The organism is Mycobacterium sp. NGS24, assembly GCF_059813065.1.
This window is the reverse complement of sequence record NZ_JCALDW010000030.1, coordinates 12587-26315: the sequence shown is the minus strand read 5'-3', so window position 1 is coordinate 26315 and position 13729 is coordinate 12587. Positions and strand designations below refer to the sequence as shown.

Genomic DNA, 13729 nt, shown 5'->3' with positions numbered 1-13729 from the left:
CTCGGCGGCGTGCCCGAGTTGCCGAATCGTCAAATCGTGTTGCGCCGCCGTCCCACCGGGCTGGTCCGGCCCGAGGACACCGAGCTGGTCACCCGCCCGGCACCGGAACCCGCCGCGAGTGAGGCGTTGCTGCGCACCACTTACGTCGGGCTGGACGCCGCGGTGCGGACCTGGCTCGACGACCAGCCCAGCTACCTGCCGCCGGTGCAGATCGGCGAGGTGATCCGCGCCGCCGGGATCGGCCAGGTCGTCGAAACACGTTGCGACGCTTACGCTGTCGGCGACATCGTCACCACGCTCACCGGCTTCCAGGAGTACGTCCTGATTCGCGACGACGTGTTCAGCACGCCGATCCCGGGTGAGGACAACCAACTGGCGATCATGTCCGTGTACGGGCCCACCGGTGCTACCGCCTACTTCGGGATGACCGACATCGGCCGGCCGCAACCCGGGGAGACGGTGGTGGTCTCGGCCGCGGCCGGCGCCACCGGTTCGGTGGCCGGGCAGATCGCCAAGATCGCCGGCGCCCGGGTGGTCGGCATCGCCGGCGGCCCGGACAAGTGCCGGGCGGTGGTGCAGGATTTCGGTTTCGACGCCTGCATCGACTACAAGAACGACGACCTGCCGACCGCGCTCAAACAGCACTGCCCGCGCCGCGTCGATGTCTACTTCGACAACGTCGGCGGACCGATCCTCGACGCAGTGCTCGGCAGGCTGGCCCCCAGAGCCCGGGTTGTGCTGTGCGGCGTCATCTCCAGTTACCTGACGGGGGAGCACCCGGGCCCGGCCAACTACGTGAACTTGCTGTCCAAGACCGCGCTCATGCAGGGGTTCAACGCGTTGGACCAGTGGGGGCGCTTCGACGAGGCCTTCGCCAACCTGCGTCAATGGGAGTCCGAGGGCCGCCTGAAGCACCGCCAGACCATCTTCGAGGGCATCGAGTCCTGCGTCGACGCGCTCAACGGACTGTTCACCGGGGCCAACATCGGCAAGACGCTGGTCAAGGTGAGCGATCCGGGCTGAGCCGGCCCGGGGTCGGCCGACACACCGTCGCTGACCTCCAGGTATTGCGCCACGCGTCGGCGGAGTCCGCGCATCGCCAGGCGGGCTGCTATCTTCCTTGCCATGCCTCAGATGGACCGTCGCCGCATGATCATGATGGCGGGATTCGGCGCACTGGCAGCCGCGATACCGGCTCCGGTCGCGGGAGCCAGCCCGTCCCGCCCGACACCGGCTGCGCCGGCCGCGGGCGCCTCCGGCGGCTTCATCTGGCACGACGAGTTCGACGGGCCGGCCGGCTCGGCGCCAGACCCGTCCAAATGGTCGGTGTCCACCAACCGCACGCCGATCAGGAACCCGGTCGGCTTCGACCAGCCGCAATTCTGGGGGCAGTACCGCGACAGCCGGCAGAACGTGTTCCTGGACGGCAATTCCAATCTGGTGCTGCGGGCCACCCGCGACGGCGGCGGGGTGTTCGGCGGTCTGGTGCACGGGCTGTGGCGTGGCGGCGTCGGCACCACCTGGGAAGCCCGGATCAAGATGAACTGCCTGGGGCCCGGTATGTGGCCGGCCTGGTGGCTGTCCAACGACGATCCCGGCCGCAGCGGCGAGATCGACCTGATCGAGTGGTACGGCAACGGCACCTGGCCCTCCGGCACCACCGTGCACGCCAACCCGGACGGCACCGCGTTCGAGACGCACCCGATCGGGGTGGATGGCGCCTGGCACAACTGGCGGGTCCGCTGGGACGTCACCGGCATGTACTTCTGGGTGGATTACACCGAGGGCGCGGCGCCCTACTTCTCGGTGCCGGCCACCGGTATCGAGAACCTGGACGAGCCCTTCAAGGAATGGCCGTTCAATGACCCGGGCTACACCGTGTTCCCAGTGCTGAACCTCGCGGTCGGCGGGTCCGGCGGCGGTGACCCCGCTGCCGGCAACTACCCGTCGGACATGCTGGTCGACTGGGTGCGGGTGTTCTAAGCGCCGGAATTGCTTAGGTAGAGGTTCCAGAGTCCGTCAGAGCCTTGGCGGCAGTCCCAGTGCGTGTACGCGCCGTCGTTGTGGGTGATCTCGACGTGCGGGCCGTCGGCCTGGCAGGCGGCCTCGGTGGCATAGCTGCCTTCCACCTGCACCTCGTCCGCATTGGCCAAACCCACCGCGGTGCTCATCAATCCGCCGGCTGCCACCAGAATCCCCGCGGCGATAACGGTCCTCATCAGTAGCCCCTTTCCGGAGTTCGTTGGTCGGGGGATTGCCCGAGCGGCGGCCGTCGAAACGTGAGCTACATCCGGTCATTCGAACGTATGATCGACCGATGGGCCGGCTGGCATCGATCGGGTACAACGGGCAGCCGTTGCGCGGCCCGTTCCGGGTGGTGCGCCCGCCCGTCGCGGTGTTGATCGACCTGACGGTGCTGTTCCCGCGCGAACCGCACCGGTCCGGCCGCTACCACCCGAACGGTCTGCAGCTGCACAAGGTGGTGGAGGGCCGGTTGAGCTGCTGGGGCATCTGCGAACAGGGCGACTGGTGGGGGTTGGTGACCTACCCGGTGGAGTTCGGCGCGAAGCGCAAGTCCGTGACGCACTGGGTGCCGGCCTGGACGTTGCGCCGCAAAGGCGCCTGACCGCGGCGCGGAGTCGACGTAACGCCGGCAGTTAATGTTGGCGTGATGAACCTGCGGCCCACGCGACCACTGCACAGCGTCAAACAGATCACCCGCGGGCTGGGCGCCCTGGACCGCGAATTGTTCGAGGCGATCGCCGAGACCCCCACGCCGTTGCTGGATTCCGCCATGCCCCCGCTGACCCGGGCGGCCGATCACTCCAAATTGTGGTTCGCCATCGCCGGTGTGCTGCTGGCGACCGGAAAACATTCCGCGCGGCGCGGCGCGGTCCGCGGTTTGGTGACCCTGGGCGCGGCCAGCCTGTTCACCAATCAGGGCGCCAAGCGAATCCGGCAGCGGCCGCGTCCGCGCTACGAGTCGGTGCCGTTGATCCGGCGGACGCGCCGCCGTCCGACCTCGAACTCGCTGCCGTCGGGGCATTCCGCCAGTGCCGCGGCGTTCGCAGTGGGGGTGGGTCTGGAGAATCCTCCGTTGGGCTTCGGACTGGCCATGCTGGCGGGTCTGGTCGGCCTGTCGCGGGTGGCCACCGGCGCGCACTACCCGGGCGATGTCGTGATCGGCTTCAGCATCGGGGCCGGTTTGGCCGTGACCGGCGGTCGGCTGATTCCGCCGATCGTCGAGGCTTCGCTGCCGAAGACCGAGCCGCTCCTGGTGTCGGTGCCGGAACGGCCCGACGGTGCGGGCGTGGTCCTGGTGGTCAACCCCGCGTCGGGCAGCGGGACCGGCGCGCGGGTGTTGGATCAGGTGCGCGCCGAGTTGCCGGCGGTGGAGATCGTCGAACTGGGACCCGACGACGACCCGGTCCAGGTGCTGCGCGACGCCGCCGAACGCGCCGAGGTGCTCGCCGTCGCCGGCGGTGACGGGACGGTGTCTGCGGGAGCGGCGGTCGCTGCCCAGACCAAGTTGCCGCTGGCGGTGTTTCCGGCCGGAACGTTCAACCATTTCGCCAAGGACATCGGTTGCGAGACGGTGGCTAAGACGGTGCGTGCGATCCGCCGCGGCACGGTGGCATGCGTGGATCTGATGTGCCTCAATGACAGCCAGATGGTGGTCAACACCGCCAGCATCGGCGCGTATCCCGCCTTCGTGCGCAGGCGGGAGAAGATGGAGAAGCGGATCGGCAAGCCGCTGGCCGGTTTCTACGCCATGTGGCGCACCCTGCGCAACGAACAACCGGTCCGCATCCGCTACGACAATAAGACGCTGCAGACCTCGCTGTTCTTCGTCGGCAATTCTCTTTATCTGCCAACGGGATTCGCGCCGGCTCGGCGTACCCGGATGGACGACGGCCTGATCGACGTGCGCATCCTGGAAACCGGTCGCCGCCTGGCGCGGACCAGGATCGTCGCCGCGCTCGCGCTGGGCCGGCTGCAGCGCAGCCCGCTGTACCACGAGATGCAGGTGCCGGAGTTCACCTTCACCGCCGTCGACGGTCCGACCGTGATCGCCCACGACGGTGAGGTGGGGCAGATGTACGACCAGGCCACCTTCATCTCCAAATACCGGGCGCTGCCGGTGTATCGGTCGCTGCGCTGAGCGTCATTCCGCCGGTTGACCGCCGTGGCGGCGGTAGGCCGACGGGGGCCGGCCCCACGCGCCGCGGAACGCCCGGGTGAACGAGCTGGCGCTGTCGAACCCGACCCGGGTGGCGACCTGCAGCACACTCAGCTCGGGATCGGCCAGCAGCGCCGCGGCCCGCATCAGGCGGGTCTGCTGCGTGTACTCGCGCCAGGTCATCTGCAGTTCGCGGTTACACAGCCGGCGCAGCGAGCGCGGCGACACCCCCGCCGCCGCGGCTGCGTCGTCAATAGTGATGTCTGCCAACGTATTACGAGTGTGCCTGAGCGCTGCCGCGAGTTGCGGATGACTGGTCGTCGGCACGCTGAACGGATGCTGCACCTCGAGCAGTTCGGCGAGTAGTTCGGCGAAGCATTGGAAGTACGCGTCCGCGACGTGATCTGACGACCTGCGATCGATGGGCCAGCGGCAGGCGTAGCTGATCATCTGCCGGAGCAGCGGCGAAACCGCCACGATCCCGGCCTCCTGCCGCGCCGGCCGCAGGTGCTTGGTGTGCAGGAAGATCGAGATGGACCGCACTCGAGTATCGATCGTGCTGATGTGCCCGAGCCCGGCGGGAATCCACGCAGCCTGCCGTTCGGACAGCACGTAGGCGCCCGCATCCGTCTCCACTTCCAGCACGCCCTGCACGACGTACTCCAGCTGGTGCAATTCGTGGGCGTGCCGCGGGGTCGTCACCCGATGGCCCTCGTAGACGAATGCGCCGGCAGTCGCGGCACCGCCCTGGCGCATATCCACCAGCACAGTGCTGTCCGCTGCGGAAACGTTCGTGTCCGTTCGTGCAGAGAAAGTCATCGCGGTCCGATGATACGACTGGAAGTCATGTCGACACCGTCATTCACACCAGCCGCCGGGGACCCGAAGTACACGAAGTACTACGACACCGTCGTAGCTCTGATGACCCGCGAGGGCCGCTGGCGCTCGGCCGCCATCGACCGGCTGGAGCTGCAGCCCCGTCACCTTGTGGTCGATATCGGTTGTGGCACAGGGTCATTGGCGATCAGGATCAAGCGGGTGCAACCGGCCGTGCGGGTAGTTGGGGTGGATCCCGACCCGCAGATCCTCGCCATCGCGCGGGACAAGGTGCGCAAGGCCGGCGTCGACGTCGAATTCGTGTCCGGCATGGGCGATCAGGCCGCCGAACTCGTCGGACCCGGCAGCGCCGATCGGGTGGTGTCCAGCCTGGTGCTGCACCAGTGCCCGGTGCCGATGAAAAAGGCCATCATCGCGAACATGTTCGCGATGCTGCGACCCGGCGGCGAACTGGTGATCGCCGACTACGGGTGGCAGCGCAGCGCGCTGATGCGGTTGCTGTTCCGGGGCGTGCAACGCGTCGACGGCAAGGCCGACACCCAACCCAACGCCGACGGCATCCTGCCGCAGCTGATCGAGCAGGCGGGCTTCGCCGACGTCGCCGAAGTGCAGGTGATCCGCACCGTGACGGGATCGCTGTCGATTTACCACGCGCGCCGCGACGGCTAGCCCGGGGTCCGGTCAATTGCCCGGTTTCGCTACTCAAATGGGCCGAAATGGGTAAAGATCGACTTAGCTGAACGCATGCGGGGGTGTGGTTCATGCGCTGTCCCGTCATCCCGCGAAAGGACCTCACCCATGAAATCGATCCTGCGAATCGTCGCTCCCGCCCTGGCGGCCCTCGCCACCGGCGCCGTGCTGGGTGCCCCGGCGGCAGCGGCCGACCCCAACAGCTTCCTGGACGAGCTGCAGACCAACAACGTCCACCTGCCCGGCAAGACACCGGCCCAGACCGTCGCTGCGGGCAACCAGGCGTGCAGCGATCTGCGCGGCGGTGCCTCGGTACTGGATGAGATGACCAAGGTCGAACAGAAGTACGGCTTCAGTCAGGGCACCCTGTTCGTCAGTGCGGCGACGACCAACCTGTGCCCCGACTTCGCCTCGCACTGAGCCCGGCCAACGGCAACCGGTCCTCATGCGCACGACCTGTTTTCGCAAGGTAGCCGTCACGCTCTGGATAGTGGCGCTGGTATGTACCGCCGGCTGCAACAAGGGCGGCACCAGCACACCGGCCAGTGGTTCGAGTTCGGGCTCGGGTTCGAGCTCGGGTTCCCGGCCCAGCGGCGGCAAGCCCGGCGCCGGCGGACCGTTGTTCGACGGTAACCAGCCCTTCACCAACAACATCAGCGGCGTCACAGTATCGGGACGAAGTGCCGCGATCATCGAGGCGCTGAATGGCATGGGCGGGTGGGGCAACGACAACAACTTCCAGATCGACTTCTCCATTCCGCTGTTCTTCGCCGATCGCAGCACCCCGCGCGTAGCGGTCGTCGGCGACGAGAACTACTGCGACGGCGGCCCGGACTGTGACAAGGTTCCGGCCAAGATGCCGGTGCCGGACAACGCCCACTTCGAGGGTTCGCCGAACATGTCCTGTGACGTGACGGGCAACACCGACGGCCAGAGCGACTGTCATCTGCTGGTCGCCGAACGGGACGAGCACAAGCTGTACGAGGTCTACCTGGGCAGCAAGAACGGCGACTCGATCACCGCGCACGCCTTCTTCGTGTGGGACCTGAAGAAGAAGTACCCGGAAACGCTGCGCGGCGACCAGTGCACCAGCGCCGACGCCGCCGGCTTCCCGATAGCCGCGTTGCTGCCCACCGCGGACGAAGTCGCCGCGGGCGCGGTCAACCATCCGCTGCGGTTCATCCTGCCCAATCCCCGGATGAAGGCTAAAGTCTACGTTCGTCCCGCGACGCACGCCGGCGGCCCGGACAGCGAAGACCCGAACGCTCCGCCGTACGGGGTGCGGTTCCGGTTGAAGGCGAACTTCGACGAGTCGCCGTTCTCGGCCTCGGAGAAGGTGATCATCAAGGCGCTCAAGACTTACGGCATGCTGCTGTCCGACGGCGGTCAGATTCCGCTGACCTTCGCCGACGACTCGAACAGCACCGCCAAGTGGGCCAACCTCGGGATCACCGACCAGTCCTTCAGCAAGATCGGGGTGGACAACTTCGAGGTGGTGGAATTGGGTCAGGAAGTTCCGCTCACCTATGACTGTGTGCGTAATCCCTGAGCTGAGACGAGTACGGGAATACTCAGTCGCGGCCGGTGTTGCGGCCGCACGCTGATGTGGTGTCCGATGATCTGGGCGGGATCAGGATCGCCACCGCGGCAGCCGGAAAAACGCGCGCCAGCGGGCAATTCGCCGCCGAAGCGGTGTGCCTGCAGACCGCCGCGCAATTCGGTGACGGTTCGACCGCGGTCCGGCTGCGGGAACTCGAGACCATCGTGGAAGGGCCCCGGGTCGGCACTGCCGCCCGCTTCGCCGGTGCGCTAGCCACCGGCAATGGAACCGAATTATCCTCGGTAGCACAGGAATTCGAGGCGATGGGTGATCTGGTCGCGGCGTTGGACGCGGCGGCACACGCGGCGCTGGCCTACCGGCGCCAGGATTTGCGCGGTTCGGCGCTGGGATGTTCGACGCGAGCCGAGGCGTTGGCCCAGCGGTGTGGTGGCGCGTCCACACCCGCGCTGCGGCAAGCCAGCATGCGTGTTCCGTTCACGCGGCGGGAGCACGAAATCGTGACCCTGCTGGGCGAGGGTTTTTCTAGTCGCGTGGTTGCCGAACGCCTGACCTTGTCGGTGCGCACCGTCGAAGGTCATATCTACCGGGCGATGGCGAAGACCGGTGTGTCAACCCGCGAAGAACTTGCGGCGCTACTGGTGCACCGATGAGCTTCGCCGCAGCTACTGCTCGTCGAGATACGCGTCGGCCCAGGCGCCGATGATGCGACCGGCCCGGCGGGCCTGCCCACGGGCGGTGAGCAGGTGATCGGAGCCCTCCAGCGAGACGAAGCTGCGCGGATGGCGCGCCAGGCGGAAGATCTCGCTGGCGTTTTCGATGTCGACAGTGTTGTCGGTGGGCGAGTGCAGGATCAGTAGCGGCATGCGCAGGCTGCTGATCTTGTCGTGCAGGTGAGCTGCGCGGACATCCTCGACGAAGTCACGCTTCAACGTGAGCGTCCGCCCGCCGACCAGCCACTCGGCGCTGCCCTCCGACAGGCACCGGTCCACCACGGCGTCGTAATGCTTCTCGACATGACTCGGGTCGACGGGTGCCGCGACCGTGACGACCGACCGCACGCCCGGTGCCTGCGCGGCCGCTGCCAGTACCGCGGCACCGCCCCAGGAGTGCCCCACCAGGATGTCGGCCGGGGTTCCGCGGTCAGCCATGAACTGGCATGCCCGGACGATGTCGTCCACCTTGACGGTGAACGAGCCGTCGCCCCAATCTCCTTCTGAGCCACTGAGTCCCAGCGCGTCGAAGCGCAGCATGCCTATCCCGTCGGCGGCCAGCTGCTTACAGATCCGCGCCGCGGCCGGGGACTCCTTGCCGAGGGTGAAGCCGTGCGAGAACACCCCCCAGCCGCGTACTTCCTGTTCCGGCTCGTCGATGATTCCGGCGAGGTTCGGCCCGGTCGAACTCGCGAACGTGACGCGTTCGCCCACCGTCAGACCCGACCCGGGATCGGCCGAAACGGCAGTTCCTCGACGCCGTCGCCGATGATCAGCGCGGCTCCCGGCGGAACTTCCCGCCACATGCCGGGCAGCTCGGTCAGCGGCTCGGAAACCACCACCCGGGCGTCGTCGCCGAAGTGTGCCAGCCGCTCGCTGTCCGGATAGAGCATGCGTACCGACTCCGGATCTTCGCTGACGAACAGCGTGTTGACCTCGCCCGCGCTGGCGTAGCGGACCGCATACAGTCGCGTTCCGTCGCTCACCCCCACCGTCATCTGCAGCGCCGGCTCGTCCACGCCGGCTGCGGTGGCGGCGTCCTCGACGAATCCCGCCATCCGGGCGATGCCGCCGAGCGGATCCTCGGTGAGGCCGAAGGTGAGAGCCAGGTGGAACATCAACTCTGAATCCGTTGAGCCGCCGATATTTTCGAACAGGTCGGGGCGGACGGCCAGCAGCAGCTCCCGACGCAGCCGCTGATAGCCGCCGACATGACCGTTGTGCACGAACAGCCAGTTGCGGTAGCGGAACGGGTGACAGTTGGTCTGCTGCACCGGCGTCCCGGTACCTGCCCGCACGTGCGCCAGGAAAAGCCGGGTGCGGATCTCGGTGGCCAGTTCCAGCAGATTGTCGTCGCCCCACGCCGGGGTGATGCTGCGAAACAGCGCCGGCTCCGGACGGTGTTCGTACCAGCCCAGCCCGGTGCCGTCCCCGTTGGGAATCTCCATGTTCGGCGCATTCCGGCGACTCTGCTCGATCAGCGACCGCTCCGGGTCGTGCAGCAACTCCCGGGGCGCGATCGGCTCACCCAGGTAAGCGACCCACCGGCACATCCGACCTCCCTACCGCGTCTCGCGGATAACTCTATGCACGAAAGCCAGCTTGCCGACCACCGCGGGGGCAATCTCGAACGGGTACAGCGGATTCTTGCCCAGCGGTGTTCACCCGATTCAGGCACAGCGACAACCACTTCCAATCCTCCAGCATCCGCAACCCGAACTCGGTCCGGCAGTCCGGGCAGTGTCGGGATTCGAAGGCGGCGTAGCTGCGGCAGGTCGGGCAGGCGAATGCGAGCATCCCGCTGTTAGGCGGACTTGACGGAGTCGGTCGCGAAGAACCCGTGTAGGGCGGTGGCGAGCTGGGCGCGAATGGGCGCACCGGAGACCACCATGTCGACCATGGACAGCGACAGGTGCGTGTGGCCGCGGGCCCGGATGAGCTCGGTGGGAACGCCAGCTGCGGCGAGCGCTTCGGCGTACGCGACGCCCTCGTCGCGCAGCGGGTCGAAATCCGCCACGACGACCACAGCCGGCGGCAACCCCGACAGATCGGCTGCGCGCAACGGTGCGATCCGCGGGTCGTCCCGTACCTGCGGGTCGGCGTAGCAGTCGAAGAACCACCGCATCATCGCGGCGGTGAGGCCGTAACCGTCGGCGTTCTCCAGATAGGAGGCGCGGGTCTGATCGGAGTCGGTCACGGGGGTCAACAACACCTGCCCGACGATCGCCGGGCCGGCTGCGTCGCGGGCGAGTTGGCTTACCACGGCGGCGATCCCGGCGCCCGCGCTCCATCCGCTCACCGCGAGCTGCCCGGGAATGCCGCCGAGTTCGGCGGCGTGCTCGGCGACCCATTGCACTGCGGCCCAACCGTCCTCGAGCGCGGCCGGAAATCGGTGCTCCGGCGCGTGTCGGTAGTCCACCGAGACGATCAGCGTTTCGCTGCGCACACACAGATCACGGCACAGCGGGTCGTCGGAAACGGAGTCGCCCAGAACCCAGCCGCCGCCGTGGAAATAGACGACGACGGGGTGCGGACCCGGGCTGGCCGGTCGGTAGAGGCGGTAATTGAGGATGCCCCCCGCGCCGGGCAGGGTTCCGTCGACGATCTCGCCGACTTCGGGGCCGGGCGGGCGGGCGAGGTTCATCTCGTCGAGGAAGGCACGCGCCTGCTCGGGCGGCAACGACTCCAGCGGCGGCGGATTCAACAGCGCCATCTGCTCGAGCACCATCTGAACGTCGGGCTGCAGACGGCGCACCACGCCGTCGTTGCACTGCACACCGGCGCTGCCGGATAACCGGAAACCCAGGTAGTCCCGGGCCACCACCTCGTCGCACGCCGCGCGGTAGAAGTCCACTCCGGCGGCGTAGGCCATGAAGGTGCGCGGCTTGCCCGGCACGTTGGCCCCTACGTACCACGAGTTACCTTGGGGGAAAAGCGTTATCGATGCCGCGTCGTCCGAATGCTGCATCCATCCGGCCTCGGCCAGCGCCGTGGGTTCGATCTGGTTCAGCTCGTGCTCGCGCAGATACTGCAGGACGTCGGCGACGAAGTCGACGTGCTGCTCGATCGACACCGCCATGTTCGACAGCACCGACGGGCTGTGCGGGCCGGCGATGAGGAAGAGGTTCGGAAATCCCTCGGTGGTCAGGCCCAGATACGTCGACGGACCGTGCGCCCACTTGTCTGTCAGGGTGAGCCCGCCGCGACCCACCATGTCGATCGCCGCAACCGCGCCGGTGATGGCGTCGAACCCGGTGGCGAAGACGATCGCGTCGAGCTCGAAAGTTTCGGTGGCCGTGTCGATTCCGGTCTCGGTGAGGCCGATTATCGGCTGGTCGCGCAGGTTCACCAACCGCACGTGCGGCAGGTTGAAGGTGTCGTAGTAACCGGTATCCAGACACAGCCGCTTCGCGCCGACCGGATAACTGGTGGGGCACAGCGCATCCGCTGTCTGCGGATCGCGCACGATGCCGCGGATCTTGTCGCGGATGAACTCGGCGAATTCCGCGTTGGCCAGCGGATTGCTCATCAGGTCGGCATAGAGGTTGAGGACTTCGAGCAGTTCTCCTCGCTGCCAGGCACTTTCGTACCGCTGCCGCCGCTCCTCGGCGGACACCGAGAACGCCGGGGTGATGGTGCGTTCGGCCGGTACCCCGCCGAAGGAGTATCTCGCGGCGTTGCGGTACGCCTCGTCGTCGGCCAGTTGGGCGAGCTTCTCCGGCGCAATCGGACCATTGTGGGCCGGGATGGAAAAGCACGGCGTGCGCTGGAAGACGGTCAGCTGTGCGGCCTGGGCGGCGATGAGCGGGATCGACTGGATGCCAGAGGATCCGGTGCCGACCACGCCGACCCGTTTGCCGGTGAAGTCGACGGGTTCGTGCGGCCAGCGACCGGTGAAATAGACCTGCCCGGTGAAGTTCTCGACCCCCTCGATGTCGAGGTCCTTCGGTACCGACAGGCAACCGGTCGCCAGCACCAGGTAGCGACAGGTGATCTGCTCGCCGCGGTCGGTGCCCACCCGGTAGATACCGGAGTCGTTGTCCCAGTGCGCGTGGGTGACCCGGGTGCCGAACTGCATGTCCCGGCGCAGGTCGTGTTTGTCCGCCACGTGGTTGAGGTAGCGCAGGATCTCGGGCTGGGTGGCGTACTTCTCCGACCACTGCCAGTCACGCGACCAGTCCGGATCGAAGCTGAACATGTAGTCGACGCTGGGGATGTCGACGCGGGCGCCGGGGTACCGGTTCCAGAACCAGGTGCCACCGATGTCGTCACCGGCTTCGATGATGCGCATCGAATGGCCCGCACGGCCCAGCCGGTACGCGCAGTACAGGCCCGCGAAGCCGGCGCCGACGACGACGACATCCACATCGGTGTGGCGTACATCACTCATGCGCCTATCATCGCTGCTCGCGCGCCATTTGTTTAGGGGTCTTCTCAGCGGCCCCTGCCGACGATGCCGGTTTCCCGTGCCGCGGCCAGCCAGTCGGGGAACTCCGTCATGACCTTGTCGTAGAACGCTGCGTCGCTCAGCGTCGTCACCTGCTCGACGGCGAAGAACCCCGCGTTGTCGATCTCGCGGCCGGTCAACTCGTCCAGTTTGTGCAGGAACGGGAAGTCGCGTTCGCGGCCGATCGCCATGAACTGGATGAACATCGGCAAACCGGAAGCGCGCAGCACGGCGTCCGTGGCGCTTTTGCGGTCGCTGTTGCCGCCGTCGGTGATGAAGGCGACGTAGGTGGGCAGTGTCGCGCCACGTCGCAGACCGGCGGCGATCTGTTCGATGGGCGGCGCGTACTTGGTCATGCCCCAGATGCCTTTGCGGTTGATGGCGCGGTCGGTCCAGCCCTCGCGGTTGGCCAGAGTGACCGGTTCGCCCTCGTGCACCCGGTGATCGAAGAGGATAGTGTCAACGGTGCCGTTGTCGTCGAACAGCAGGGCCATGGCCAGGAACCGGTCGATGAGTTCCTGGTAGCTGCCGTTGCTGAACAGCGGGCGTGACGAACCGGAGACGTCGAGCACCAAGATGACCTCGGCACGTTCGCCGAGGAAGCCGCGCTTCTCCAGCGAGACGCTGGCGGCGTCGAACTTCTTGAGCAGCACCGGCGACTTCTCCGATACCGTCTTGCGCAGGTTGATCTGCCGCTGCTTGTTCATATCGATGGTCGGTGCGGGTGGCGGCGGCTGGGAAGGTTCGTCGTCGATGGAGATGCCGAACGTCGTCGCGATGCCGGCCAGCCCCGAGTCGAAGCCCTGCCCGACGGCGCGGAACTTCCAAGCGCCCTGCCGGCGGTACAGCTCGCCGAAGATCAGCCCGGTTTCGGTGGTCAGCCCCGAGATGGAGTAGCTCGCTACCGGCTCCCCGCCGGAGGACACCTTGATCGACAGCCCGGGCAGCTGCGCGAAGGTCTGACGCTTGGCGGCGGCGTCGTGGATGGACGCCACGAACGCGACACGGTCGATGCCGGCTGGGACAGCGGCGGTGTTGACGACGAGGCGGTCGCCGCCGGTCGGGATCGAACCGGCGTGCCGAACCGACCCGTCGCGCGAGGCGGGCTGGTTGTAGAAGATGAGGTCGGCGTCGTCGCGCACTTTGCCCGCGGTGGTCAGCAGCAGAGCGCTGGCGTCGGCGTCGACGCCGGCCACGGCCTGCCAGCTGACCTCGACGACAAGTTCGGCGGTGGGCACTGGCGCGTTGGCGCCCTTGGTCAGCTCGGCCATGAACCCTCCGATTCGTCCGATCGTGGCTACAGC

General features: G+C 67.3%; 14 protein-coding genes and 1 pseudogene. 8 read left to right on the top strand and 7 right to left on the bottom strand.

Going from position 1 to position 13729, the window contains the following annotated elements:
• Nucleotides 1–9: 9 nt before the first annotated feature.
• Nucleotides 10–1023 (top strand): NADP-dependent oxidoreductase, encoded by a 1014-nt coding sequence (locus tag AC5Y6Y_RS24700; protein WP_473140203.1) that lies wholly within the window; start codon nt 10–12, stop codon nt 1021–1023.
• A gap of 102 nt (nt 1024–1125) precedes the next feature.
• Complete coding sequence (locus tag AC5Y6Y_RS24695; RefSeq protein WP_463828892.1) at nt 1126–1983, top strand: glycoside hydrolase family 16 protein; 858 nt, start codon at nt 1126–1128, stop codon at nt 1981–1983.
• Here AC5Y6Y_RS24695 and AC5Y6Y_RS24690 read toward each other — a convergent pair.
• Nucleotides 1980–2219, bottom strand: a complete 240-nt coding sequence (locus tag AC5Y6Y_RS24690) for a hypothetical protein (RefSeq protein ID WP_463828891.1) — start codon at nt 2217–2219, stop codon at nt 1980–1982. The genes AC5Y6Y_RS24695 and AC5Y6Y_RS24690 overlap by 4 nt on opposite strands.
• Before the next feature lie 98 nt (nt 2220–2317).
• Here AC5Y6Y_RS24690 and AC5Y6Y_RS24685 point away from each other — a divergent pair, with 98 nt between their 5' ends.
• Together AC5Y6Y_RS24685 and AC5Y6Y_RS24680 are read left to right on the top strand one after the other, a co-directional pair.
• Nucleotides 2318–2626 carry a hypothetical protein gene (locus AC5Y6Y_RS24685; protein ID WP_463828890.1) on the top strand — a complete coding sequence of 103 codons (309 nt, stop codon included), beginning with the start codon at nt 2318–2320 and terminating at the stop codon, nt 2624–2626.
• Nucleotides 2627–2671: 45 nt separating this feature from the next.
• Entirely contained in the window at nt 2672–4162 is a 1491-nt protein-coding gene (locus tag AC5Y6Y_RS24680; RefSeq protein WP_473140202.1) for a bifunctional phosphatase PAP2/diacylglycerol kinase family protein, read from the top strand.
• A 3-nt stretch (nt 4163–4165) separates the two neighbouring features.
• Here the strand turns inward: AC5Y6Y_RS24680 and AC5Y6Y_RS24675 are convergent, their stop codons facing one another.
• Nucleotides 4166–4999: a helix-turn-helix transcriptional regulator gene (locus AC5Y6Y_RS24675; protein ID WP_473140201.1), complete on the bottom strand. Its 834-nt coding sequence runs from the start codon at nt 4997–4999 to the stop codon at nt 4166–4168.
• Nucleotides 5000–5026: 27 nt separating this feature from the next.
• Here AC5Y6Y_RS24675 and AC5Y6Y_RS24670 point away from each other — a divergent pair, with 27 nt between their 5' ends.
• The 4 genes from AC5Y6Y_RS24670 (at nt 5027) to AC5Y6Y_RS24655 (ending at nt 7918) form a co-directional block, all read left to right on the top strand.
• Entirely contained in the window at nt 5027–5686 is a 660-nt protein-coding gene (locus tag AC5Y6Y_RS24670; protein WP_473140200.1) for a class I SAM-dependent methyltransferase, read from the top strand.
• A gap of 129 nt (nt 5687–5815) precedes the next feature.
• Nucleotides 5816–6127 carry a DUF732 domain-containing protein gene (locus AC5Y6Y_RS24665; RefSeq protein ID WP_463828886.1) on the top strand — a complete coding sequence of 104 codons (312 nt, stop codon included), beginning with the start codon at nt 5816–5818 and terminating at the stop codon, nt 6125–6127.
• Between the two features lie 70 nt (nt 6128–6197).
• Nucleotides 6198–7256: a hypothetical protein gene (locus AC5Y6Y_RS24660; RefSeq protein ID WP_463828885.1), complete on the top strand. Its 1059-nt coding sequence runs from the start codon at nt 6198–6200 to the stop codon at nt 7254–7256.
• Between the two features lie 59 nt (nt 7257–7315).
• Nucleotides 7316–7918: a helix-turn-helix transcriptional regulator gene (locus AC5Y6Y_RS24655; protein ID WP_473140199.1), complete on the top strand. Its 603-nt coding sequence runs from the start codon at nt 7316–7318 to the stop codon at nt 7916–7918.
• Between the two features lie 12 nt (nt 7919–7930).
• Here the strand turns inward: AC5Y6Y_RS24655 and AC5Y6Y_RS24650 are convergent, their stop codons facing one another.
• The 5 genes and pseudogenes from AC5Y6Y_RS24650 to AC5Y6Y_RS24630 form a co-directional block, all read right to left on the bottom strand.
• A complete protein-coding gene (locus AC5Y6Y_RS24650) occupies nt 7931–8692 on the bottom strand; it encodes an alpha/beta hydrolase family protein (protein ID WP_473140198.1) in 762 nt (253 codons plus the stop codon).
• Nucleotides 8693–8694: 2 nt separating this feature from the next.
• Nucleotides 8695–9531, bottom strand: coding sequence for a class II glutamine amidotransferase (locus AC5Y6Y_RS24645; RefSeq protein WP_473140197.1), 837 nt, complete (start codon nt 9529–9531; stop codon nt 8695–8697).
• A gap of 9 nt (nt 9532–9540) precedes the next feature.
• Nucleotides 9541–9688: pseudogene (locus AC5Y6Y_RS24640) on the bottom strand (putative zinc-binding metallopeptidase); the annotation flags it as partial.
• Nucleotides 9689–9782: 94 nt separating this feature from the next.
• Complete coding sequence (locus AC5Y6Y_RS24635; protein WP_473140196.1) at nt 9783–12368, bottom strand: flavin-containing monooxygenase; 2586 nt, start codon at nt 12366–12368, stop codon at nt 9783–9785.
• Between the two features lie 44 nt (nt 12369–12412).
• Nucleotides 12413–13696 (bottom strand): VWA domain-containing protein, encoded by a 1284-nt coding sequence (locus tag AC5Y6Y_RS24630; RefSeq protein ID WP_473140195.1) that lies wholly within the window; start codon nt 13694–13696, stop codon nt 12413–12415.
• Between the last annotated feature and the right edge of the window lie 33 nt (nt 13697–13729).

Bases quoted from the DNA above. Each gene is read 5' to 3' on its own strand.
- AC5Y6Y_RS24695 (WP_463828892.1), top strand. From the start codon at position 1,126: ATGCCTCAGATGGACCGTCGCCGCATGATCATGATGGCGGGATTCGGC.
- AC5Y6Y_RS24690 (WP_463828891.1), bottom strand. From the start codon at position 2,219: ATGAGGACCGTTATCGCCGCGGGGATTCTGGTGGCAGCCGGCGGATTG.
- AC5Y6Y_RS24685 (WP_463828890.1), top strand. From the start codon at position 2,318: ATGGGCCGGCTGGCATCGATCGGGTACAACGGGCAGCCGTTGCGCGGC.
- AC5Y6Y_RS24680 (WP_473140202.1), top strand. From the start codon at position 2,672: ATGAACCTGCGGCCCACGCGACCACTGCACAGCGTCAAACAGATCACC.
- AC5Y6Y_RS24675 (WP_473140201.1), bottom strand. From the start codon at position 4,999: ATGACTTTCTCTGCACGAACGGACACGAACGTTTCCGCAGCGGACAGC.
- AC5Y6Y_RS24670 (WP_473140200.1), top strand. From the start codon at position 5,027: ATGTCGACACCGTCATTCACACCAGCCGCCGGGGACCCGAAGTACACG.
- AC5Y6Y_RS24665 (WP_463828886.1), top strand. From the start codon at position 5,816: ATGAAATCGATCCTGCGAATCGTCGCTCCCGCCCTGGCGGCCCTCGCC.
- AC5Y6Y_RS24645 (WP_473140197.1), bottom strand. From the start codon at position 9,531: ATGTGCCGGTGGGTCGCTTACCTGGGTGAGCCGATCGCGCCCCGGGAG.
- AC5Y6Y_RS24635 (WP_473140196.1), bottom strand. From the start codon at position 12,368: ATGAGTGATGTACGCCACACCGATGTGGATGTCGTCGTCGTCGGCGCC.
- AC5Y6Y_RS24630 (WP_473140195.1), bottom strand. From the start codon at position 13,696: ATGGCCGAGCTGACCAAGGGCGCCAACGCGCCAGTGCCCACCGCCGAA.